18 protein-coding genes are annotated in these 22,928 nt (G+C 70.8%); 9 read left to right on the top strand and 9 right to left on the bottom strand.

The window, feature by feature from the left end:
* Positions 1-159 precede the first annotated feature (159 nt).
* Positions 160-981 carry a DUF6188 family protein gene (locus tag EDF63_RS09340; RefSeq protein WP_148061760.1) on the top strand — a complete coding sequence of 274 codons (822 nt, stop codon included), beginning with the start codon at positions 160-162 and terminating at the stop codon, positions 979-981.
* Positions 982-1,040: 59 nt separating this feature from the next.
* Positions 1,041-1,703, top strand: a complete 663-nt coding sequence (locus EDF63_RS09345; protein ID WP_123312755.1) for a hypothetical protein — start codon at positions 1,041-1,043, stop codon at positions 1,701-1,703.
* Positions 1,704-1,948: 245 nt separating this feature from the next.
* Here the strand turns inward: EDF63_RS09345 and EDF63_RS09350 are convergent, their stop codons facing one another.
* Positions 1,949-3,172 (bottom strand): alpha/beta fold hydrolase, encoded by a 1,224-nt coding sequence (locus tag EDF63_RS09350; RefSeq protein WP_185021356.1) that lies wholly within the window; start codon positions 3,170-3,172, stop codon positions 1,949-1,951.
* A gap of 23 nt (positions 3,173-3,195) precedes the next feature.
* Here EDF63_RS09350 and EDF63_RS09355 point away from each other — a divergent pair, with 23 nt between their 5' ends.
* The 4 genes from EDF63_RS09355 (at position 3,196) to EDF63_RS09370 (ending at position 8,519) form a co-directional block, all read left to right on the top strand.
* Positions 3,196-3,777 (top strand): DUF3000 domain-containing protein, encoded by a 582-nt coding sequence (locus EDF63_RS09355; RefSeq protein WP_123312757.1) that lies wholly within the window; start codon positions 3,196-3,198, stop codon positions 3,775-3,777.
* Entirely contained in the window at positions 3,774-5,030 is a 1,257-nt protein-coding gene (locus EDF63_RS09360; protein ID WP_395871728.1) for an HRDC domain-containing protein, read from the top strand. The genes EDF63_RS09355 and EDF63_RS09360 overlap by 4 nt, the downstream gene beginning before the upstream one ends.
* A 127-nt stretch (positions 5,031-5,157) precedes the next feature.
* On the top strand, positions 5,158-6,378 hold the full coding sequence (locus tag EDF63_RS09365) for a thiolase family protein (protein ID WP_123312758.1): 1,221 nt from the start codon (positions 5,158-5,160) through the stop codon (positions 6,376-6,378).
* A 2-nt stretch (positions 6,379-6,380) separates the two neighbouring features.
* Positions 6,381-8,519, top strand: a complete 2,139-nt coding sequence (locus EDF63_RS09370; protein ID WP_123312759.1) for a 3-hydroxyacyl-CoA dehydrogenase NAD-binding domain-containing protein — start codon at positions 6,381-6,383, stop codon at positions 8,517-8,519.
* 114 nt (positions 8,520-8,633) lie between these two features.
* Here the strand turns inward: EDF63_RS09370 and EDF63_RS09375 are convergent, their stop codons facing one another.
* The 6 genes from EDF63_RS09375 to dut all read right to left on the bottom strand — a co-directional run bounded on the left by EDF63_RS09375 (position 8,634) and on the right by dut (position 16,541).
* Positions 8,634-9,368 carry a hypothetical protein gene (locus EDF63_RS09375; RefSeq protein ID WP_148061761.1) on the bottom strand — a complete coding sequence of 245 codons (735 nt, stop codon included), beginning with the start codon at positions 9,366-9,368 and terminating at the stop codon, positions 8,634-8,636.
* Between the two features lie 135 nt (positions 9,369-9,503).
* Positions 9,504-11,435, bottom strand: a complete 1,932-nt coding sequence (dxs, locus tag EDF63_RS09380) for a 1-deoxy-D-xylulose-5-phosphate synthase (protein WP_123312761.1) — start codon at positions 11,433-11,435, stop codon at positions 9,504-9,506.
* Between the two features lie 132 nt (positions 11,436-11,567).
* Positions 11,568-14,384 (bottom strand): aconitate hydratase AcnA, encoded by a 2,817-nt coding sequence (gene acnA / locus EDF63_RS09385; protein ID WP_123312762.1) that lies wholly within the window; start codon positions 14,382-14,384, stop codon positions 11,568-11,570.
* A 128-nt stretch (positions 14,385-14,512) separates the two neighbouring features.
* Positions 14,513-15,268: a DUF3159 domain-containing protein gene (locus EDF63_RS09390; RefSeq protein WP_123312763.1), complete on the bottom strand. Its 756-nt coding sequence runs from the start codon at positions 15,266-15,268 to the stop codon at positions 14,513-14,515.
* Between the two features lie 47 nt (positions 15,269-15,315).
* On the bottom strand, positions 15,316-16,053 hold the full coding sequence (locus tag EDF63_RS09395) for a DUF3710 domain-containing protein (protein WP_260233040.1): 738 nt from the start codon (positions 16,051-16,053) through the stop codon (positions 15,316-15,318).
* Complete coding sequence (gene dut / locus EDF63_RS09400) at positions 16,050-16,541, bottom strand: dUTP diphosphatase (protein ID WP_123312764.1); 492 nt, start codon at positions 16,539-16,541, stop codon at positions 16,050-16,052. The genes EDF63_RS09395 and dut overlap by 4 nt, the downstream gene beginning before the upstream one ends.
* A gap of 66 nt (positions 16,542-16,607) precedes the next feature.
* On the opposite strand from dut, the gene EDF63_RS09405 reads away from it, so the two are divergent.
* Positions 16,608-17,039 (top strand): DUF3093 domain-containing protein, encoded by a 432-nt coding sequence (locus tag EDF63_RS09405; RefSeq protein ID WP_123312765.1) that lies wholly within the window; start codon positions 16,608-16,610, stop codon positions 17,037-17,039.
* A 104-nt stretch (positions 17,040-17,143) separates the two neighbouring features.
* On the opposite strand, the gene EDF63_RS09410 is transcribed toward EDF63_RS09405, so the two are convergent.
* The gene (locus EDF63_RS09410) at positions 17,144-17,443 is read right to left on the bottom strand and encodes a DUF4193 domain-containing protein (protein WP_031263038.1); all 300 of its coding nucleotides are present in this window, start codon (positions 17,441-17,443) and stop codon (positions 17,144-17,146) included.
* 266 nt (positions 17,444-17,709) lie between these two features.
* On the opposite strand from EDF63_RS09410, the gene sepH reads away from it, so the two are divergent.
* On the top strand, positions 17,710-18,744 hold the full coding sequence (gene sepH / locus EDF63_RS09415; protein WP_123312766.1) for a septation protein SepH: 1,035 nt from the start codon (positions 17,710-17,712) through the stop codon (positions 18,742-18,744).
* Between the two features lie 35 nt (positions 18,745-18,779).
* Here the strand turns inward: sepH and EDF63_RS09420 are convergent, their stop codons facing one another.
* Positions 18,780-19,946, bottom strand: a complete 1,167-nt coding sequence (locus EDF63_RS09420) for an alkaline phosphatase family protein (protein WP_123312767.1) — start codon at positions 19,944-19,946, stop codon at positions 18,780-18,782.
* Positions 19,947-20,008: 62 nt separating this feature from the next.
* On the opposite strand from EDF63_RS09420, the gene EDF63_RS09425 reads away from it, so the two are divergent.
* The gene (locus tag EDF63_RS09425) at positions 20,009-22,495 is read left to right on the top strand and encodes a DNA topoisomerase (ATP-hydrolyzing) subunit A (RefSeq protein ID WP_123312768.1); all 2,487 of its coding nucleotides are present in this window, start codon (positions 20,009-20,011) and stop codon (positions 22,493-22,495) included.
* Positions 22,496-22,928: the final 433 nt, after the last annotated feature.

A 22,928-nucleotide genomic window follows, 5' to 3' on the forward strand; every position in this document is an offset into this window, starting at 1 on the left:
CAGGATGGTGCGGTCGGCACCAGGGGGGGATGACGGTGGCGAGTGGGTCGACTCCCCGCCCCACTCCGACGTCATGGGAACTCTTCGGAGAACCACGATCTGCTCGAGCAGACTCAGCGAAGGCAGCTCCTGAACAGCAATCCGCACGAGGGGACGGTCATGGCCACTGACACATCGGAGCCAGGTCGGGCGGCGGTGCCCGTCCCCGTCGCGGGCACGCTCCACTTCATCGGCGTCGACTTCCGGCTCGACCTGCGCTTCACCGAGGGGTCCAGCGTGCAGCTCGAAGCTGCGTTCACCGCCACGGACCGATCCGGCCGCAGCGTGGTCGTCGATCCGGAGCGCAAGGACTCGCTGCTCCCGATCCTGCGGCTGTTCGGCACAGAACTCGTTGGACGATCGGTGGAGGGCGACACGCTCACGCTGGTCTTCGCTGACGGAGCGACCCTCGTCGCCGGTCCGGACGCTGGGTTCGAGTCCTGGCACGTCTCTGGGCCGAAGGGTCGCCCGGTTCGTGTCGATCCGCTTGAGGGCAGTACGAGCCCCGGTGCGGAAGAAGCCCTGAGGGTGCGGGTTCCGGGTCGACCCTTCGCGCTGGACATCGCCGGCGACGCCGTCGACTGCATCGGCATCGAATCCGACGTGACGATCCGGTTCTCGAGCGGTGCGTCGCTCCGGTTCGAGACCGACTTCGCGCTGACCGGCTCTGACGGGGAGCACGCGTTCCTCGATCCCGGTGACAAACCGTCCCTGCTCGGCCTCCTCGCGCTGCACACCGAGGTCGTGTCGGACGGTGCAATCGAGGGCGGGCGGATCGCCATCCGGTTCGCCTCGGGTGCGTTGCTGGAGGGCTGGTCGAATCGCCGAGGTCCGTCCTGGCACTACAGCGAACCGGGGCGCGCACGGGTCGACATCGTTGCCCTGCCCGACGACGAGGTCCGGTACCGGCACAGCCCGTCGTCCGCGGAGATCCGACGGTGACGGGCGCGCCCCCGGACGTCTCGATCCACCATCTCCGAGCGATCACCAATGAATCGACCGTGGAGCTCCCGGACCGTGTCGTCGAGATCCTCGCCGCTGTCGGGCCGGACACGGATGTGCTCGTCTCCGACGTGTCCGCGAGGTCGTTCGCAGCGGCCACCCGGCGGAGCTACTCGAAGCAGGAGCCGAACCTCGTACCGTTCATCAACTCGCTCCAAGCCCTCGGGGACGAGCTTGTCCTGATCTGCCAGGTCGAGCACGGCGATGAACTGGTGACCGCGGTGGTGCGCGCGACGGACCGCTCGCTCGTGGCGGCCACGGCGATCGACCGATCCGTCGGAATCGTCCACATCACCGTCCAGGAGCTGTGCGCGCGCCTCCGTGCGTCGAACGCCCCGGGGGTGGAACTGGCGCTCGAGGTGGCATCGCAGTGTCTGGCCGATGACCGGGTCCGCATCTTCGAACAGGGCGCGCTGTCGACGGCACGGACCGTCCTGACGAAGTACACGATGGCCGCCGAGAAGGGCTTCGACGTCCGCGGACTCGACGGGTTCGCAGGTGCGCTCGTGCCGCTCGGCGACGAGCAGCCGGGGTTCTGCATCGTGCAGGCTGACACCTCGGTCGGAATCACGGCGTTCACGCCCGGGAACGCCGACGTCGTCGCTGCCATGGGCATCGGCGGCCTCTCCCTGCACAGCGAGACGACAGAGGAGACCGGATGACCTCCGACCGGACGCACGGCCCAGCGCGGCCGGGCCGACCGGCGACTCGTCTCGAAGACTTCGGGCCGCGACAGCAGACGACGAACGGAACGATTGCCGCACCACCCGCTTCGTGAGCAGAAAGGGTCGAGTGCGCGACGGTGACCCGACCATTTCTGCTCACGATGCGATCGAACGCACGCAACGTCGGACGGGAGGCCCGTGGCGGGGTCGCCACGGGCCTCCCGTCCGCCCTTCGGTCGCGTCTACCGCGCGCTGGCCGCCCCGCGCCGCTGGACCACCTCGGTGAGCCACGCGAGGATGCGGGCGTCGAACCAGTCGGCGTCGTGGTTCCAGAGCTTGGTGTGCCGGGCCGTGGTCTGCACCTCGAGCCGCACCAGGTCGGGCCGTGCGCGTGCCAGGTCGTGCGAGGCCGAGGACGGCACGAACCCGTCGTCGTCGCTGTGCAGCAGGAGGATCGGCACCGTCAGCTCGGCGGACCGGGTGACCATGTCGAGTTCCCGCAGGTCCACCGGCTGCTGCAGGCCAGCGAGCCGGTGCAGCACCGGGGTGCGGAGCAGACGCTGGGCGACCTTGCGGACCGGCCGCGGCAACCCCATCAACTGGCTCTGCGACTTGAGCACCGCGTGCCAGTCGACCACGGGTGACTCGAGCACCACGCCGTCGACGAGCCCGGCGAAGCGCGAGCGCAGCAGGGTCTGCAGCACGACGGCACCGCCCATCGACCAGCCCATGAGCACGACGCTCCGCGCGTTCTGGGCACTGAGCCACCGGAGGACGGAGTCGATGTCCTCCCACTCGGTGCTGCCGAGGCCGTAGCGGCCGTCGACGCTCGGCGGTGCGACTCCGTCATTGCGCCACGACGCGAGCACGACCGAGTAGCCGGCGGCGCGGAAGACCGGGACGGCGCGGATGGTCTCGGCGCGGGTGACGCCGCGCCCGTGCACCAGGACGGCCCACGGGGCGTCCGGGTCGTCGGCGCGGACGACCCAGGCGGGTGCGGGGCCGTTCGGTGTGGGGATGTCGATGTCCTCGACCGGCACGTCGAGCTCGCCGGGGGTCAGGTAGAACCAGCCACCCCAGCGACCGCGGCGTGCAGCGGTCGGGTCGCCGGCGTCGATCGCGATGATGCGACGCGTGACCGTGGTGTCGGTGGTGCCGAGGACCTCGCCGACGCGCATGTGGCCGGTGCCGGCACCGAACCAGAGCGAGTACCGGCCCTGCAGCTCGGTGTCGGCGGTCCGCTCGATGGTCACGGTCATCCGGACCGGGTCGACGGCGTGGATCGGGACGCGTTCGGTGCGTTTGCGGTCCGGGGTGACGACGGCGCGGGCGACGGCGGCGACGAAGCCACCGATGACGGCCGTTCCCACGGCGGCGGCGGCCAGACCGGCGCCGAGTGCGATGAACCCGGCCGATCGTGCGGTCTCCTGGACGGCGTCCTCGGCGGGTCGCGCGGATCGGGACATGGCCCGGAGCCTAGTCTGCATGTGTGTCCGAAACCCGAGAGCCCGACGCCTTCGCGCGGCTCCGCGCGTTCGTGTCCTCCGGCAGCAGCCGTTCCGAGACCACCGTCACCGAGATCCCCTCGCCCACGCGGATCGCACCGTTCTCGATCGCCCTGGCGGCGGACGTGTCCGGCACCGCGCACGGCGTCGAGTCGGACCTCGGCACCGGGCGCTTCATCGCCCTGTACGACCCCGAAGAACCCGAGGGCTGGGGCGGTGCCTTCCGGGTCGTCTCGTTCGCGCAAGCACCACTCGAACCGGAGATCGGCGTCGACGAGTTCGTCGCCGATGTCACGTGGAGCTGGCTCGTCGACGCGCTCGAGACGCACGGCGCCGAGTACGACCACGCCTCGGGCACGGCCACCAAGATCATCTCGCGCGGGTACGGCGACCTCGCCGCACAGGGTGACGGCGCCCAGCTGGAACTCCGCGCATCGTGGACGCCGCGCGGTGACGACCTCACCGCGCACGTCCGGGCATGGCAGGACATCGTCGCCATGCTCGCCGGTCTGCCTCCTGCCTCGGACGGCGTGACCCTGTTGGCCCCGAGGAGGCTCGCCAAGTGACCGACCCCGTCAGTTCGACCCCCGGTGCACCGGACCCCGCGTTCGAGGACTCGCACGAGGCCGTCAAGGTCATCGAGTCGCGCGACGACTACCTGGCCGCCGTCGCCGCGATCGCTGCGGGTCACGGCCCCGTCGCCGTCGACGCCGAGCGCGCCAGCGGCTACCGCTACTCGCAGCGCGCCTACCTGATCCAGGTGTTCCGCCGCGGTGCCGGCGCGTTCCTGTTCGACCCGATCCCGATCGGCGACTTCTCCGAGCTGCAGGCGGCCATCGTCGACGAGGAGTGGCTCTTCCACGCCGCGTCGCAGGACCTGCCGTGCCTGCAGGAGGTCGGCCTCGTCCCGACCCGCATCTTCGACACCGAACTCGGCGCACGCATCGCCGGGTTCCCCCGGGTCGGGCTCGGTGCCGTCGTCGAGCAGCTGCTCGGGATCACGCTCGCCAAGGCGCACTCGGCGGCCGACTGGTCGACCCGACCGCTGCCGCAGTCGTGGCTCGTGTACGCATCGCTCGACGTCGAACTCCTGCCGGACCTGCGCGACGCCCTCGCCGCGAACCTCGACGAGGCCGGCAAGTCCCGCATCGCGGAGGAGGAGTTCGACGCGGTGCTGCACCGCGCCCCGAAGCCCGTCCGCGCCGAGCCGTGGCGCCGGCTGTCCGGCATGCACGCCCTCCGTGGTGCCCGCGCGCTCGCGATCGCCCGGTCGCTCTGGCTCGCCCGCGACGAGTACGCCCGCGCGGCCGACATCGCTCCCGGGCGCACCATCCCCGACGCCGCCATCGTCGCAGCGGCGGCGGCCGCACCCGCGTCGCGCGCCGAGCTCGGCGGGCTGAAGGCCTTCACCGGCCGGGCCAGCCGGTCCGAGCTCGACCGCTGGTGGGCCGCGGTGGACGAGGGCCGGACGACCGAGGACCTGCCGAAGCTCCGCGGATCCGGCGAGGCCACGCTCCCGCCGCCCCGCGCCTGGGCCGACCGCAATCCCGCGGCCGACCGCCGGTACAAGGCCGCCCGTGCTGCGGTGACGAAGCGGTCCGAGGAGCTCGACATCCCGCTCGAGAACCTGCTCACCCCGGAGACCCTCCGGGTGGTGTCGTGGGCACCGCCGTCGCCACCGTCGACCGAGCTGGTCGGGGCTGCCCTCGCCTCGCACGAGGCCCGTCCGTGGCAGGTGGAGGAACTGGCCTCGGTCATCGCCTCGGCCTTTGTCGCTGCTGCACAGCAGCCCGCGGCGACGGATGACGTCGAGTCGTAGGAACCGCCCAACCGGCATGCGGCCGCCCAGCCTGGGGGCATAGCGTCGGGAGCGTCGCCGGGCGAGGCCCGGCCGGCCGGAGCGATGAGCGTTCCGGCCCGATCGAAGAGGATCTGGGAGGCCCGGATTGCCAAAGGCATCAGACGTCGTGTTCGTGGACGGAGTACGGACGCCGTTCGGACGAGCCGGCGAGAAGGGGGTGTTCTGGAAGACCCGGTCCGACGACCTCGCGGTGCACGCGATGCGCGGACTGCTCGACCGGAACGCCTCGCTCGACACCGCAGCGGTGGACGACGTCGCCGTCGCGGCGACCACGCAACAGGGTGACCAGGGGCTGACCCTCGGCCGCACCGTCGGCATGCTGGCCGGCCTGCCGAAGTCGGTTCCGGGGTACGCGATCGACCGCATGTGCGCCGGTGCCATGACGAGTGTCACGACGCTCGCGGGAGCCATCGCCTTCGGTGCCGCGGACCTCGCGATCGCCGGCGGCGTCGAGCACATGGGACGCCACCCGATGGGCTTCAACTCCGACCCGAACCCGCGGTTCATCGCCGAGCGCATGGTGTCCAGCGATGCACTGGTGATGGGCTCCACCGCCGAGCGCCTGCACGATCGCTTCCCGGCGATCACGAAGGACCGCACGGACGCCTACGCCGTCCAGTCGCAGCAGCGCTACGCCGCCGCCTGGGCAGCTGGCAAGCTGCAGCCGGACATCATCCCGGTCGAGGTGAACAAGGGCGACGGCTGGGACGTCGTCAGCACCGACGAGCCGCCGCGTCCGGGCACCACGCTCGAGGCCCTGGCCGCGCTGAAGACCCCGTTCCGTCCGCACGGGCGCGTCACCGCCGGCAACGCCGCCGGCCTCAACGACGGCGCGACGATGAGCCTGCTCGCCTCGGCCGAGGGCGCCAAGGAGCACGGCCTGCCCACGAAGATGCGGATGGTCTCGTTCGCCTTCGCCGGCGTCGAGCCCGAGGTCATGGGCGTCGGCCCGGTCCCCGCCACCGACAAGGCGCTGTCGAAGGCCGGCCTGTCCATCGACGACATCGGCCTGTTCGAGATCAACGAGGCGTTCGCCGTGCAGGTGCTCGCGTTCCTCGACAACTACGGCATCGCCCAGGACTCCGCGAACGTCAACGCGTGGGGCGGCGCGATCGCCGTCGGCCACCCGCTGGCATCGAGCGGTGTCCGCCTGATGACGCAGCTCGCGGCGCAGTTCGCCGAGCGTCCGGACGTCCAGTACGGCATCACCACGATGTGCATCGGGCTCGGGCAGGGCGGCACCGTCATCTGGGAGAACCCCGGTTTCAGCAAGTCCGCAGCACGTTCGGCTCGGAAGGGGGCTTGAGCATGACCACCGTCGACACCGACCGCCTGTCCGAACTCAGCGAGGACGAGGTCGTCACGCACTCGTTCGTCAAGCACGTCACGATGCCCTCCGGCGGCACACTGGCGCTCATCACGCTCGACAACGGCAAGGACTACAAGCGTCCGAACACCCTCGGGCCGCGTACCCTCCACGAACTCTCCGGGGTGCTAGACACCCTGAAGACCGAGGCGGCCGCCGGGACGATCCAGGGCGTCGCGATCACCGGCAAGGAGTACTGCTTCGCCGCCGGGGCCGACCTGTCCCAGGCCGCGGCGGTGCCCTCGCGCGAGGCCGCCCACGACCTGGCCGCCCTCGGGCACGCCACGCTCCGCAAGTTCTCCGACCTCGGGGTGCCGTCGTTCGCCTTCGTGAACACCCTGGCCCTCGGCGGTGGGCTCGAGATCGCCCTGCACTGCACGTACCGGGCGTTCTCGTCCGCCGCGCAGGGCATCGGCCTGCCCGAGGTCTTCCTCGGCATCATCCCCGGCTGGGGTGGCGCGACGCTCCTCCCCCGCCTGATCGGCCCCGAACGAGCACTCCGCGTCATCGTCGAGAACCCGCTCAAGAACAACCGCCTGATGGACGGCCCGGCTGCGGTCGAGATCGGCATCGGCGACGTGCTCATCCCGTCGGTGACGTTCCTGCCCGCAGCGGTGGCCTGGGCCGACGGCGTCATCACCGGCGCGACCAAGGTGGTGCGCAAGAACGAGCCGGGCATGCTCGAGAAGGCTGCCTGGGGCACCGTCGTCAAGGTCGCGAGGGGGCAGGTGGCGTCGAAGATCGGCACCGTGCCGAAGTCGCCGTTCCGAGCGCTCGACCTCGTCGCCGCGGCTCGCGGCGGCTCGTTGGACGAGCGGTTCGCCGACGAGGACGACGCCCTCGCGGACCTGCTCTCCGGCGACCAGTTCGCCGCGTCGATGTACGCGTTCGACCTGGTGCAGAAGCGTGCGAAGAAGCCCGTCGGCGCTCCGGAGGGCGTCGAGCCGAAGAAGATCACGAAGGTCGGTGTCCTCGGCGCCGGGCTGATGGCGTCGCAGTTCGCGCTGCTCTTCGCCCGACGCCTCGGCGTCCCCGTGGTGATCACCGACGTCGACCAGTCCCGCGTCGACGCCGGCGTGGAGCGCATCCGTGGCGAGGTCGCGAAGCTGCTCGACAAGGGGCGGATCTCCCCGGACGACGCCAACCGCATCACGGCCCTCGTCAGCGGCTCGGTGTCCTACGACGCCTTCGCCGACGCCGACTGGGTGATCGAGGCCGTCTTCGAGGAGATGACCGTCAAGCAGGAGGTCTTCCGGAAGATCGAGCAGGTCATCGCCCCGGACGCCATCCTCGCCACGAACACCTCGTCGTTGTCGGTCTCCGAGATGGGTTCGGTGCTGTCCGACCCGTCGCGCCTGGTCGGGTTCCACTTCTTCAACCCCGTCGCCGTGATGCCCCTGCTCGAGGTCGTCCGCACCGCCGAGACCTCCGACGAGACACTCGTCACGGCCCTCGCCGTCGCGAAGACCCTCAAGAAGACGGCGATCATCACGGCCGACCAGCCGGGCTTCGTCGTGAACCGCGTGCTCGCACGGGTCCTCGGTGAGGCGATGCGTGGCGTCGAGCAGGGCACCTCGTTCGACGTCGTGGCGGCCGGTGCCGCGCCGCTGGGACTGCCGATGTCGCCGTTCGAGCTGCTCGAGCTCGTCGGACTGCCGGTCGGGGCGCACGTGCTCGACTCGCACCACGCCGCGTGGCCGGAGCGTTTCTACCCCGGTGACGGGCTGAAGAAGATCGCCGAGCACGGGAAGATCCTCACCCGCGACAAGAAGGGCAACGCGACCGGGTACGACCCTGCCGCCGTCAAGCTCGTCGCGCCGTCCAAGAAGGACGCGGAGCCCGTCGACGCCGCAGCGATGCAGCAGCGCTTCGAGGACGCCCTGGCCGACGAGCTGCACCGCATGCTCGAGGACGAGGTCGTCCAGCACGTCGAGGAGATCGACCTCGGCCTGATCCTCGGTGCGGGCTACCCGTTCCAGGCCGGTGGGATCAGCCCGTACCTCGACCGCAGTGGGGCGTCCGAGCGCGTCTTCGGTGGGAGCTTCCACGACCCGCTGATCGTCGGCCCGGCTTCGCGCTAGCCGGCGCGAGTCCGTCCCGCACAACCGAAGTCACCCCGAACCGCGGATCGCCGTGGTTCGGGGTGACTTTTGTTGTGCGTGGCCGGCCCGCTGCGGTGTCGTCCACCGCCGCCGTCAACCGCCGACGCAGTCGTTGCTGCCGCTGAAGCACGGCGGGACCGACGGCCGTGGTGCCGACGGCTCGGGCGGCTCGTTGTCGTACGACGTGAAGTACGCGGCGCTGTGCGTCACGACGAGCACGTAGTCCGCCCCGCTCGCCCGGACGGCCTCATCGCGTCGGTCGACGCCGAGACCCGGTGCGGACTGCACGACGGACGATCCCTCCGACTGCCACAGTCCGAGTGACCCGTCCCAACCGCGGACCCGCACGACCGCGAACCGGTCCTGCCCGAGGTCGCTGCCGAGTGCGATCGACTGCCGCCCACCGATGTCGACCAGGGACGGTGTCGATCCGTCCGGCTGGATCGCCTGTGCCACGAGGTCTTCGTCGGTCAGGCCGCCCGCCCGCAGTGCCGGACCGACGATGCGCACCGCGTCGACCGGTGTGTCCGCACCGTCGATCGTGTACACCGCTCCGGCGTCGATCCGACACGTCGTGCCCGAAGCGGGCTGGAAGAACCCGGAGTTGCTCGCGTGGCCGCACGTGTCCGTCCAGGTGGCATCGACCCGGTGGACTGCGGCGGTGCCCTTCCAGTCGACCACACGGTGCATCGTCTGTCTGGCGCTGATTCGGGCATCTGCACCGAGCTCCGGCGCGACCGAACCGTCGTTCATCGCTGCGCACCCTGAGGACAGCGCCACCACGGCGAGACCGATCGCCACCGCCGTCGTCCTGAACCCCCGTCGCATGCAGCGATCCTGCCAGACGTCCCCGAGGGACATGCCCCTGACGGCATGGGTGACCTTCCGGCGGAACCAGGTTCCGGACACAGCACCGCGGAAGTACGTGGTGCCATGTCCGGAACCTGGTTCCGCACGCCCCGTCTAGCGGTCGGCGGACTCCCTCGACCGTGCGGGCTTCGCCTGCGGCACCTTCGTCCCGACGACCTGGTCGATGACGTCGCGGGCGATCGCCTGCGCCGTCAACCCGACGTCGGCGAGGATCTGCGACCGGGTCGCGTGGTCGATGAACGCGTCCGGCAGGCCCAACTCGTTGACACCCGTATCGACCCCGGCAGCCCGCAGGTCCTGCCGCAGTCGTGTGCCGACGCCGCCCACGCGCACGCCGTCCTCGATCGTGATGACGAGCCGATGCGTGCGCGACAGCTCGATGAGCGACGACGGGATCGGCACCACCCAGCGCGGGTCGACCACGGTGACGCCGATGCCCTGCGCCTCGAGCAGCCCGGCAGCCTCGAGTGCGGTCGGCACCATCGAGCCGACGGCCACGAAGAGCACGTCCTCGACGCCGTCCGCGGCGGCGTGCAGCACGTCGACCCCGTCGTCCATCCGGCGCAGCGCGGGGATGTCCGGCCCGACCTGCCCCTTCGACCAGCGCAGCACGGTGGGGGCGTCGTCGACCGCGATCGCCTCGCGGAACTCCTCACGCAGGGTCGCGGCGTCGCGTGGAGCCGCGATCCGGATCCCCGGCACGACCTGCAGCAGGGCAAGGTCCCACATGCCGTGGTGCGAGGGGCCGTCCGGCCCGGTGATCCCGGCGCGGTCGAGCACGAAGGTCACGCCGGCCTTGTGCAGGGCGACGTCCATCAGCACCTGGTCGAACGCACGGTTCAGGAACGTCGCGTAGAGCGCCACGACCGGGTGCAGGCCGCCGTAGGCCAGACCAGCTGCCGTGGTGACGGCGTGCTGCTCGGCGATGCCGACGTCGTACACGCGGTCGGGGTGCTGCTCCTGGAACAGGTGCAGCCCGGTCGGCCGGAGCATCGCCGCCGTGATCGCGACGATCCGGGGGTCCGAGTCACCGGCCGACGCCAGCGCCGACGCGAACACCGAGGTCCACGACGGCCCCGACGCGGCGTCGAGCGACTCCCCCGTCTCCGGGTCGATGTGTCCGACGGCGTGGAACTGGTCGGCCTGGTCGCGCAGGGCGGGTTCGAACCCGTGCCCCTTCTCGGTGATCGCGTGCACGATCGTCGGGGCACCGTAGGCCTTCGCCTGGCGGAGCGCCGCTTCCATCGCCCGCTGGTCGTGGCCGTTGACCGGGCCGATGTACTTGATGTCGAGGTTCGAGTACAGCGCCTCGTTGTTCGTGAACCGCGACAGGAACCCGTGCAGGCCCCCACGCATCCCCCGGTAGACTGCACGTCCGGGGGCACCGAACCGGTCCGCCACCGCCCGCGAGGTCTCGTACAGCGCCCGGTACTCGCGCCGCGTCCGCATCGAGCTGAGGAACCGCGCCATGCCACCGATCGTCGGGGCGTAGGACCGGCCGTTGTCGTTGACCACGATGACCAGCCGGCGGTCGTTGTCGTCCGAGATGTTGTTGAGCGCCTCCCACGTCATCCCACCGGTGAGGGCACCGTCACCGACGACCGCGACGACGGTACGGTCGGTCTGGCCGGTCTGCCCGAAGGCACGGGAGATCCCGTCGGCCCAGGACAGCGACGACGACGCGTGCGAGGACTCGACGATGTCGTGCTCCGACTCGCTCCGCTGCGGGTAGCCGGCGATGCCGCCCCGCTCGCGCAGCTTCGAGAAGTCCTGCCGCCCGGTGACGAGCTTGTGCACGTACGACTGGTGTCCGGTGTCGAACACGAACGGGTCGTTCGGCGAGTCGAAGACCCGGTGCATCGCGAGCGTCAGCTCGACGACGCCGAGGTTCGGTCCGAGGTGCCCGCCGGTCTTCGCGACCTCGGCCACCAGGAACCGGCGGATCTCGGCGGCGAGGTCGGTCATCTGCGCGTCGGAGAGACGCTTCAGGTCGCGCGGCGACGTGATGCTGCTGAGCAGGCTCACGGGCGCTCCTTTCGTGGGGCTGTCGGCCCACTCTATGCGCGCAACCGGCAGACGGACTGGAGGCCCGTGGCGGGTTCGCCACGGGCCTCCAGTCCGTCGTGTGGTCGCGTCAGCGACCCGTGCTCACGTCGTTCAGACGAGCGAGCGGAGCACGTACTGCAGGATGCCGCCGTTGCGGTAGTAGTCGGCCTCACCCGGGGTGTCGATGCGGACGACCGCGTCGAACTCGACCGGCTGCTTGCCGGCGGGCGAGTGCTCGCTCGGCGTCGCGGTGACGTGCACGGTCTTCGGGGTGCGGCCCTCGTTCAGCTCGGTCAGGCCGGAGATCGAGACGACCTCGGTGCCGTCGAGTCCGAGGGACTCGACGGTCTCGCCCGCCGGGAACTGCAGCGGGACGACACCCATGCCGATCAGGTTCGAGCGGTGGATCCGCTCGAAGCTCTCGGTGATGACGGCGCGGACGCCGAGCAGGTTCGTGCCCTTGGCCGCCCAGTCGCGCGACGAGCCCGAGCCGTACTCCTTGCCACCGAAGATGACGAGCGGGATGCCCTGCTCCTGGTAGTGCTGCGAGGCGTCGTAGATGAACGACTGCTCGCCGTCGGCGGTGGTGAAGTCGCGGGTGTAACCGCCCTCGACACCGTCCAGCAGCTGGTTGCGCAGGCGGATGTTCGCGAACGTGCCGCGGATCATCACCTCGTGGTTGCCACGACGGGAACCGTAGGAGTTGAAGTCCTTGCGGTCCACGCCGTGCTCCGCCAGGTACTTGCCGGCCGGGCTGTCCGCCTTGATCGAACCTGCGGGCGAGATGTGGTCGGTCGTGACCGAGTCACCGAGCTTCGCCAGCACGCGGGCGCCGGAGATGTCCGACACCGCGTCGGGCTGCATGGTCATGCCCTCGAAGTACGGGGGCTTCCGCACGTAGGTCGACTCCTGGTCCCACTCGAAGGTGTCGCCCGTGGGGGTCGGCAGGTTCTTCCAGCGGTCGTCGCCCTCGAACACGGAGCCGTACTCGTGGGTGAACATCTCGGTGTCGATCGACTCGTCGATGACCTGCTGCACCTCGGCCGCGTCGGGCCAGATGTCCTGCAGGTAGACGTCGTTGCCGTCCTGGTCCTGCCCGAGGGCGTCCTTGTCGAAGTCGAAGTGCATCGACCCGGCGAGGGCGTAGGCGATGACCAGCGGCGGGGACGCCAGGTAGTTCATCTTGACGTCGGGGTTGATCCGACCCTCGAAGTTGCGGTTGCCGGAGAGCACCGCGGTGACGGCGAGGTCGTTGTCCTGCACGGCCTGCGAGATCTCGTCCGGCAGCGGGCCCGAGTTGCCGATGCACGTGGTGCAGCCGTAGCCCACCGTGTAGAAGCCGAGCTGCTCGAGGTAGGTCGTGAGACCGGCCTTCTCGTAGTAGTCGGTGACGACCTTGGAACCGGGCGCGAGCGTCGTCTTGACCCAGGGCTTCGAGGTGAGGCCCTTGGCGGCGGCGTTCCGCGCGAGGATGCCGGCCGCCATCATGACGGACGGGTTCGACGTGTTCGTGCACGACGTGATCGCGGCGATCGCGACGGCGCCGTGGTCGATCGTGAACGGGTCGGCCCCGTCCATCGCGACCTTCGTCGGGGCCGAGGCCGTCGACGGGGCGCTCGACACGTAGACGTGCTCGTGCAGGTCGGTGTCCTCGTTGGTGGAGCCCGCGGCGATCGGGTCGGAGGCCGGGAAGGTCTCCTCCACCGCGTCGTCGAGGTCGGTCTGCTCGCTCGGGGTCGTGTAGTTGTTCAGGTCGACCTCGAACTGGCTCTTCGCGTTCGTCAGCTCGATGCGGTCCTGGGGGCGCTTCGGACCGGAGATCGACGGCACGACCGTGGAGAGGTCGAGCTCCATGTACTCGGAGTAGTTCGGCTCCACCGAGGCGTCGTGCCAGAGGCCCTGGGCCTTGGAGTACGCCTCGACCAGGGCGATCTGCGCCTCGTCGCGACCGGTCAGGCGCAGGTAGTCGAGCGTGACGTCGTCGACCGGGAAGATCGCCGCCGTCGAACCGAACTCGGGCGACATGTTGCCGATGGTGGCGCGGTTCGCGAGCGGGACGGCACTGACGCCCTCGCCGTAGAACTCGACGAACTTGCCGACGACGCCGTGCTTGCGGAGCTCCTGCGTGATGGTGAGCACCACGTCGGTCGCGGTCACGCCGGCCGGGATCTCGCCGGAGAGCTTGAAGCCGACGACCTTCGGGATGAGCATCGACACGGGCTGGCCGAGCATCGCGGCCTCGGCCTCGATGCCGCCGACGCCCCAGCCGAGCACACCGAGCCCGTTCACCATCGTGGTGTGCGAGTCGGTGCCGACGAGGGTGTCCGGGTAGGCGTACGTCTCCCCGTCGAAGTCGCGGGTGTAGGTGACCTTCGCCAGGTACTCGATGTTCACCTGGTGCACGATGCCGGTGCCCGGCGGGACGACCTTGAAGTCCTCGAACGCGGTCTGGCCCCAGCGGAGGAACTGGTAGCGCTCACCGTTCCGCTCGTACTCGAGGTCGGTGTTGCGCTGGAGTGCGTCCGTGCTGCCGAAGAGGTCGGCGATGACCGAGTGGTCGATGACCATCTCGGCCGGGGACAGCGGGTTGATCTTGTTCGGGTCGCCGCCGATGTCCGCCATGGCCTCGCGCATGGTGGCGAGGTCGACGATGCACGGCACACCCGTGAAGTCCTGCATCACGACGCGCGCCGGCGAGAACTGGATCTCGGTGTCCGGGTCGGCGTCGGGGCGCCAGGAGCCGAGCGCGCGGATCTGCGCCTCGGTGACGTTCTTGCCGTCCTCGGTGCGGAGGAGGTTCTCGAGCAGCACCTTGAGGCTGTACGGGAGCTTCTCGTGCCCGGGCACCGTGTCGATCCGGTGGATCGCGTAGTCGACACCCCCAACCGACAGTGTGTCCTTCGAGCCGAAGCTATTGACTGCAGCCACCGTGCCGCCTCCCTACTGATCGGTTTGCCCTCATCCTCGCGGGCCGTGGACCGTCCCACCAGCAAGGCAAACCTAATCCCGAGAACGCGTGCGCGCCCTGCGAGAACTATCTCGATGTCGAGACAACGCTACACCGTGGTGGCGGCGTCCCCTCGCACGAACACGGTCCGGACCAGCAACCACGTGACCCAGAGCACGGCAGCGTAGAGCGGCACGCCGAGGATGAGCTTGAGGCCCGCCAGCAGCTCGACCTGGGCGGTGAGGTACAGCGGCACCTCGACGGCCAGGCGGAGCGCGAACAGCCCGACCCAGATCCAGGTGGCGACCGTCAGCACGCGGCGCTTGACCGGGTCGGCGCGCCAGTCGACGTGCGAGCCGTCCTCGTTCGCCGGCAGCAGGAACCCGACGACCAGACCGATCAGCGGCCACCGCACGGCCAGCGAGACCAGGAGCCCGACCAGCCACACCGAGTTGATGACGATCCCCGGGATGAAGTTGCTCTCGGCACGCCCCGTGATGAGCGCGAGCCCGGCCGACACCGCGACGCCGAGGATGCCGGCGAAGGACATCGTCAGCGACTGCCGCTGCGCCAGGCGCAGTGCGACGAACACCAGACCGACCACCACGGGGATCACGACGCTCGGCACGAGCTCCTTCGTGATCGCGTAGACGACGAGGAACGCGAACCCGGGCAGCACCGACTCGGCCAGCCCACGGATCCCGCCGACCGCACCGAGCAGCGCACGGCCGGACGGCGCCTCGCCGGGAGCGACCCGGGCGATGCCGGCGTTCTGGACCGCGTCGCGGAACTGGGAGGAGAACGACGGCGCGACGGGCTCGGACCCGGCCGTCTCGGGTCGTGGGGTGTCGTCGTGTTCCGGCACCGTGCCTCCAGGCGGGTTCGTCGTCAGGTCGTCGGCCGGCCGCAGCGTCAGATCGCGGTCTGCGTCGACTTCGGCATGTGCAGCGGGATGAGGTCGCGCGGCGGCATCGGCGTCGTGCCGCGCACGACGACGACGCTGCGGAACAGCTCCTCGATCTCGCTCGCGTCGTCGGGCTGCTCGGCGGCCTTGCCGGCGATCACGCCGCGCAGGAACCAGCGGGGACCGTCGACGCCGACGAAGCGGGCCGGCCGGACGCCGGCCGCGCCGCCGTCGCCGTCGACCGCGACGGGCACGGATGCACGGAGCTCGGGGCCGAACGGGCCGTCGACCTCGGTCACGACACCGCCCTGGCGCTCGATCTGCTCGGCGATCTGCGCGCGGATCTCGTGCCACAGGCCCGTCGAGCGGGGTGCGGCGAACGGCTGGACCTGGAGCGTCGAGTCGTCGTAGTCGAGCCCGACCGCGACGACGCGCTGCGAGCCCTCCTCCACCTCGAGGCGCAGGTGCAGCCCCTCGCGCGGCAGGACCTTCACGCCACCCAGGTCGACGTACGGACGGACCAGGTTCGCCTCGGTCTCGTCGTGCGGACCGTTCTCGGCGCGGTCCTCGGGCGCGGACTTGTCCGTGGGGGCCACCGCGTCGACCTCGTCGAGGTCCGCGTCGGCGTCCGTCGCGATGTCGACCTCGGGGGTCGTGTCCGCGATCTCGACCTCGTCGGCGACGGCCTCGGCCACCTCGACCTCGGCCACCTCGCCCTCGTCACGCTTGCGTCGACCGAACTTCATGCGCGCGTTCCTTCCTGAACATCGTCGGCGGTACCGGTCACGGCGCCGCTCCGGTCACCGTAGCCCGACGAGCCGAAGCCACCCTGGCCCCGGACACTGTCGGGCAGCTCCTCGACGTGCGTGTACGTCACCCGCGGGACGGGCATCACGATCAGCTGCGCGATGCGGTCACCGACGTGCACCTCGTACGGCTCGGACCGGTCGGTGTTGAGCAGTGCGACCTTGATCTCGCCGCGGTACCCGGAGTCGACCGTGCCCGGGCTGTTGACGATGCTGATGCCGTGCTTCGCGGCGAGGCCGCTGCGCGGGACCACGAACGCGGCGTACCCCTCGGGGAGCGCGATCCGCAGCCCCGTCGCTGCGAGGTGTCGCTCACCCGGCCGCAGCACGAAGGACTCGGCCGAGACGAGGTCGGCACCCGCGTCGCCGGGGTGGGCGTGTCCGGGGCGGTTCTCCCCGGTCCAGAGGACGTCGACTGGTTCGGTCACGTGTCGAGGGTAGTGCAGAGACGTGACCCGACCGTGACCTGGCCCGAGTCGTGGTCGAATGGACTCGTGACCCTGTACCGCGAACGACTCTGGGCCCCGCCCGCCCTGTACTTGGCGACGGCGCTCGTCATCCCCGCCACCCTGCTCGTGTTCCTGCCCATCAGCGTGCTCGCCGGTGTGCTCGTGGCGATCGGCATGGAACTCGGCGTGCTCGTGCTCCTGTGGGCACTCGCACCCACCATCGAGGTCACGGACAGCGAGTTCCGCGCCGGCAAGGCGCACCTGCCGCGCACGCTCGTCGGCACGGTCGAGGCGTTCGAGGGCGCCGAGGCGACCACGCAGCGCGGTCCGAAGCTCGACGCCCGGGCGTGGACGCTGTTCCGCGGCTACGTGCGCGGGGTCGTCAAGGTCGAGGTGCGCGACGACGCCGACCCGACGCCCTACTGGCTGGTCAGCGTCCGGCAGCCCGGCAAGGTGGTCGAGGCGCTGCGGTCCTGACCGTCCGCAGCGGGCGACTGGGAGGCCCGGCGCGCGTCCGCCCCGCACCGCACGAAGAAGGCCCCGCATCCGGGAGGATGCGGGGCCTTCGGTGATCGTTGCGCCTAGAGCGCTGCGCATTCCGCGCAGACCGGCCCGAGCTTCGACTCGTGGTCGAGCTGGGAGCGGTGCTTCACGAGGAAGCACTCGACGCAGGTGAACTCATCGACCTGCGGGGGCAGCACCACGACGTCGAGGTCGACGTCGCTCAGGTCCTGCCCGGCGAGTTCGAAGCTGCCGGGGTTGTCCGAATCATCGTCGACGACCCCCGACATCTTGTCGGGAACGCGCTCCTTGAGGGCCTCGATCGACTCCGAATCGGAGTTGTCATCGGTCTTCCGGGGGGCGTCGTAATCGGTGGCCATGCCCATCCATTTCTCGTATCGAGAGGTCGTCGCCGGGTGATCGGCGGCGACAGTTTGCACGACGTCCCGCCAGAGTGCAAACCGAGATCTGCGGCGCGTCGTCACGGCCCTGCAACCCGTACCCCGTTCCGGACATTCCCGACACCCGTCGACGCTCGCCGCAGACTCCGCGGCACGCCCGTGCGCCTCCGTGGAAACCGCCGACGACCACTGCATACTCACGAGGTACGACGCACGACCGTACGCGACGCTGGGAAGGCTGGACCATGCAAGACGTGAGAGTCATCGGAGTCGAGGCAGGCGCACTCCTCCTGGCGACCGACGGCGGTACCGAGTTCCGGTTGCCCGTCACGTCCTCGCTGCCGGGGCAGGTCCGTCAGGCCAACCCCGACGCCGGGCCGCAGAAGCGGGTCTCCCCGAAGGACGTCCAGGCACGCATCCGCGGTGGTGCCGACGCCGCCGACGTCGCCGCCGCGCTCGACGTCGACGTCGAGTACGTCCGACGCTTCGAGGGTCCGGTGCTGGCCGAGCGCGCGTTCGTGCTCGACGCCTCGCACCGCGTCCCGGTGACCCCGGTGGACGACGAGGCCCCCGACACCTTCGGCGCGGCGATCACCGCGAAGCTCGAGGCCGGCGAGGCCACCGCGATCAGCTGGGGCTCCTGGAAGCACCCGGAGAGCGGCTGGCAGGTCCGGGTCCGCTACACCGCGGCCGAGGTCGAGCACGACGCCCAGTGGCGCTTCGACCCGAAGACCTCGACGCTCGTGCCGGACAACGGCGACGCGCACCGGCTCTCGCACACCGACGACGAGGGCATCGCGCCCCGCCTGCGCGCCGTGGAGTACGAGCAGCAGGACGACGACGGCACCCGCTTCGACTCCGGCGCCTTCCGCGTCGAGGAAGAGGACGAGGCCGTCACGAACCCCGACGTCCCCGACCGCGCGCCGCTCCGTGCGCCGCTGCCCCGCATCGGACAGGCGGCCGTCGAGGAGCGCGCACCCGGCAACGAGACCGCCGACCTGCTCGAGGCCCTCCGCCGACGCCGGGGCGAGCGCGAAGCCGCCTCGTTCGGTGAGCAGCGCGACGAGCCCGCCCGCGGCACCTCGATCAGCGTCGTCGACATCCCGCTGCAGGGGTTCGAGGACCAGCCCGAGAGCGACACCGCCCCGTCGTCGACCGACGGCCGCCCGACATCGGCGCCCGAGGCCGAGGGACGTGCCGAGCGCAAGAAGCGCAACCGCCGGTCGATGCCGAGCTGGGACGAGATCGTCTTCGGCACCCGCCCGGAGGACCCGGCCTGATCCGCTCGGACTGATCCGCGGCAGCCCGCGACCGGCTACTGCGCGAACGCCCCGGCGAGCCGGAGCGGCACGAGGGTCTCCTCGTCGGTCATCGCACCGTGCTGTCCGATCATGCGCTTGGGGACCTCGCCGTCGCGCAGCGCCCGGTCGTCGTTGAACGCCCACGAGCCGCGTGCCACGACGATCACGTCACCGATGCGCGGGACCACCTCTGGCGAGACCGCACCGAACCAGCCGGCGATGATCGCCTCGTCACGGCTCGCGACGTACGCCTTCTTGCCGTAGCGCGCACGGAAGGCCCCGACGAGCCCGCGCACGTCGGTGCCCGGCGCCACCGTGAACTGGCGGCACCGGGGGTCGCCCGCCACCCCGACGACGTCCGTCAGCAGCAGCGGGTCGACAGCGATGTTCGCGTGGTCCGGCACGTCGAGCACACCGTGGTCCGCGGTGACCAGGATGCCGACGTCGCGTGCACCACGGGCGTCGAGGCGGGCGAGTTCGCCGTCGAGCAGCTCGAGCGTCGCCGTCCACCGGTCGGACTGCCACCCGGACTTGTGACCGATCGAGTCGAGCTCCGGCACGTACAGGTAGACGAGCGACCGGCCGGTGGCGGTCTCGGCCAGGGCGGCGTCGATGCGCTCCGGGATCGTGTCCGCGCCCACGTACCGCGCGCCACCGAGGACGTTCGCGGTCATGCCGGACGCCCGGTAGCGCTCCGGACCGACCACGACGGGGTCGACGCCGAGCTCCGCGGCCCGGGTGAACAGCGTCTCGACGAGGAACCAGTCCGCCGGCACCTCGGTGTCCCACCCGCCGAGCAGGTTCATCACCGCGCCGGTGTCCGGGTTCCAGCCGCTGTAGCCGACGACACCGTGCGTGCCGGGCGACCGTCCGGTCGTCAGCGTGCTCAGTGCCGCGGCCGTCGTGGTCGGGAACCCGCTGCGGAGCTTCTTCGCGGTGCCGGTGCCCTTCGCCGCGGTCAGCCAGCGGGCGTGGCCGGCGCGAGCCGACAGCGCGACCGAACCGAGGCCGTCGACCAGGACGACGATCGCGGAACGGGCGGGACGGAGGGCGATCCGGGCCTCCAGGCCGTTGGCACGCGACCACGCGTCGTCCGCAGCCCCGAGCGCCACGAGGCAACTCGGGAAGACGTCGGCGAGGTTCGCGGCGGCGTCGGGGGCCGTCGGTACGCTTGTTCCCATTCCACAGAGTCTTCCAGACGACCCCGGTCTTCCAGACGACTCCGGTCTCCCAGAAAGGTGCCATGGCACGCACGGACGCAGTCGGTCTGCCCGACGGTGAGCGCATCGAGGACGTCGACGTCTCCGAGGAGATGCAGGGCTCCTTCCTCGAGTACGCGTACTCCGTCATCTACTCGCGGGCGCTGCCCGATGCGCGTGACGGCCTGAAGCCCGTCCAGCGGCGCATCCTGTACCAGATGGCCGAGATGGGTCTGCGGCCCGACCGCGGGCACGTCAAGAGCGCGCGCGTCACCGGCGAGGTGATGGGCAAGCTGCACCCGCACGGCGACGGCGCGATCTACGACGCCCTGGTGCGGATGGCGCAGCCGTTCACCATGCGGGTGCCGCTGATCGACGGCCACGGCAACTTCGGCTCGCTCGACGACGGTCCCGCTGCCGCCCGGTACACCGAGGCACGCCTGGCCGAACCGTCGATGGCCATGACCGAGGGCCTCGGCGAGGACGTCGTCGACTTCGTCCCGAACTACGACAACCAGATCATGCAGCCCGGCGTGCTGCCGGCGGCGTTCCCGAACCTGCTCGTCAACGGCGCCTCGGGCATCGCGGTCGGCATGGCGACGAACATGGCGCCGCACAACCTGGGCGAGGTGGTCGAGGCCGCGAAGCACCTGCTCATGAACCCCCAGGCCACCCTCGAAGAGCTGATGGAGTTCGTGCCCGGCCCGGACCTGCCCTCGGGCGGCACGATCGTCGGACTCTCCGGGGTCCGCGACGCCTACGCCACCGGGCGCGGCACGTTCCGCACACGCTCGAAGGTGAGCGTCGAGAACCTCACGCCGCGCAAGGTCGGACTCGTCGTCACCGAGCTGCCCTACCTGGTGGGCCCCGAGCGCGTCATCGAGAAGATCAAGGACGGCGTCCAGTCCAAGAAGCTCGTCGGCATCTCGGACGTCAACGACCTGACCGACCGCAACCACGGGCTCCGGCTCGTCATCGGCATCAAGAGCGGCTTCAACCCCACCGCGGTGCTCGAGCAGCTGTACAAGCACACTCCGCTCGAGGACGGCTTCGGCATCAACAACGTCGCGCTCGTCGGCGGGTCGCCCCGCACGCTCGGGCTGCGCGAGCTGCTCGACGTCTACGTGCAGCACCGGCTGTCGGTCGTCACCCGGCGGTCCGAGTACCGGCTCGCGCGTCGTCGCGAGCGGTTGCACCTGGTCGAGGGACTGCTCATCGCGATCCTCGACATCGACGAGGTCATCCAGGTCATCCGCACCTCGGACGACTCCGAGGCGGCACGCAGCCGACTCCGCGACGTCTTCGACCTGTCCGAGGTACAGGCGGAGTACATCCTCGAGCTGCGGCTCCGGCGCCTGACGAAGTTCTCGCGCATGGAGCTCGAGGCCGAGCGCGACCAGCTGCTCGCCGACATCGCCGCGCTCGAGGAACTGCTGGCGTCCGACGAACGACTGCGGGCCCAGGTCGCGCTCGAGCTCACCGAGGTGTCCGACAGGTTCGCCACCCCGCGCCGCACACTGCTCACCGAGGCCGACGCACCCGTCAAGGGCGGGCGCAAGGCAGCTGTCGACCCGGAGTCGCTCCAGGTCGCCGACTCGCCGTGCCGTGTGCTGCTCTCGACCACCGGACGGCTCATCCGCGTCGACATCCCGACGTCGGAGCTCAGCATCGTCCGCGTGCCGAAGCGCTCCAAGCACGACGCCGTCCGGTCCGCCGTGGTGAGCACCGTCCGGGGCCAGGTCGGCGCGCTGACCTCCACCGGTCGGGTGCTGCGGCTCTCCCCCGTCGACGTCCCGGCGGTGCCGCCCGCAGCCGTCCGGCTCGACGCCGGCGTGCGGGTCACCGACTTCCTGGCGCTCACCAAGGGCGAGACGGTCGTCGCACTCGTCGACCTGTCCGGCGCGTCGTCGGACGCACTCGCCATCGGTACGGCACAGGGTGTGGTCAAGCGCGTCGTGCCCGGCAACTGGCCGGACAAGCCGGAGTTCGTCGCCATCGGCCTGAAGCCCGGCGACACGGTGATCGGCGCCGCTCAGGCACCCGAGTCCGACGACCTGGTGTTCATCAGCTCGAACGCCCAGCTCCTGCGGTTCCCCGCGGCAGGCGTCCGCGCCCAGGGGCTCCCCGCCGGCGGTGTCGCGGGCATGGCGCTGGCCTCCGGCGCCTCGGTGATCTGGTTCGGGTCCGTCGCCCGCTCCGACGACGCCGTGGTCGCCACCGTGTCCACGACGTCGACGGCGCTGCCCGGCACGGACTCCGGGCGCGCCAAGGTCTCCGCGCTGTCCGAGTTCCCCGCCAAGGGCCGTGCGACCCAGGGCGTCCGGGCGCACGCGTTCCTGAAGGGCGAGGACGGGCTCACCGTGGGCTGGGCGGGCATCGCTCCCCCGCACGCGGTCGGCACGGACGGCGCGGCGCGCACCCTGCCGGACTGGCTGTCGAAGCGTGACGGGTCCGGTGCGCCGCTCGAGGCCGTCATCGGCTCGATCGGTGGCAGTGCCGCTGCGCTCGACGGCACCGCCGGCGACGCGTAGGCGGGCGGGGCGCTGCGCTGCGCCCACCCTCCGCTGCGCTGCGCTGCGCCCACCCTCCGCGAAAGCGACAGTGTCCCGCGAACAGTTCGCGGGACACTGTCGCGTTGGCGGCACGGACGGCGCAGGGTGGCGTCACGGTGTCGCTTTGGCGGCACCGAGACTCGGCCTGAGCGACATCGTTCGCGGTCCGGCACCCGAGTTCGGTCGCCCACCGCGAGACTCGCTGGCCGGGAGGCGCGGGCCGGTCCCGTCTGGACGTCCCGCCCCACCGGCGCGAAAGCGACAGAAGCCCGCCGACAGTTCGCGGGACACTGTCGCGTTGGCGGCACGGTCGGCGCAGGGTGGCGTCACGGTGTCGCTTCGGCGGCACCGAGACTCGGCCTGAGCGACCGGACTCGGAGCCCGCAGACCGAGACGAGTCGCCCACCGCGAG

It is taken from the genome of Curtobacterium sp. JUb34 (assembly GCF_003755065.1).
In the GTDB taxonomy this organism is placed as follows: domain Bacteria; phylum Actinomycetota; class Actinomycetes; order Actinomycetales; family Microbacteriaceae; genus Curtobacterium.

Excerpts from the sequence above, each read along its gene's own strand:
- EDF63_RS09370 (WP_123312759.1), top strand. The coding sequence starts at position 6,381 with ATGACCACCGTCGACACCGACCGCCTGTCCGAACTCAGCGAGGACGAG.
- sepH (WP_123312766.1), top strand. The coding sequence starts at position 17,710 with ATGCAAGACGTGAGAGTCATCGGAGTCGAGGCAGGCGCACTCCTCCTG.
- EDF63_RS09350 (WP_185021356.1), bottom strand. The coding sequence starts at position 3,172 with ATGTCCCGATCCGCGCGACCCGCCGAGGACGCCGTCCAGGAGACCGCA.
- EDF63_RS09425 (WP_123312768.1), top strand. The coding sequence starts at position 20,009 with ATGGCACGCACGGACGCAGTCGGTCTGCCCGACGGTGAGCGCATCGAG.
- EDF63_RS09395 (WP_260233040.1), bottom strand. The coding sequence starts at position 16,053 with ATGAAGTTCGGTCGACGCAAGCGTGACGAGGGCGAGGTGGCCGAGGTC.
- EDF63_RS09420 (WP_123312767.1), bottom strand. The coding sequence starts at position 19,946 with ATGGGAACAAGCGTACCGACGGCCCCCGACGCCGCCGCGAACCTCGCC.
- EDF63_RS09410 (WP_031263038.1), bottom strand. The coding sequence starts at position 17,443 with ATGGCCACCGATTACGACGCCCCCCGGAAGACCGATGACAACTCCGAT.
- EDF63_RS09340 (WP_148061760.1), top strand. The coding sequence starts at position 160 with ATGGCCACTGACACATCGGAGCCAGGTCGGGCGGCGGTGCCCGTCCCC.
- EDF63_RS09375 (WP_148061761.1), bottom strand. The coding sequence starts at position 9,368 with ATGCGACGGGGGTTCAGGACGACGGCGGTGGCGATCGGTCTCGCCGTG.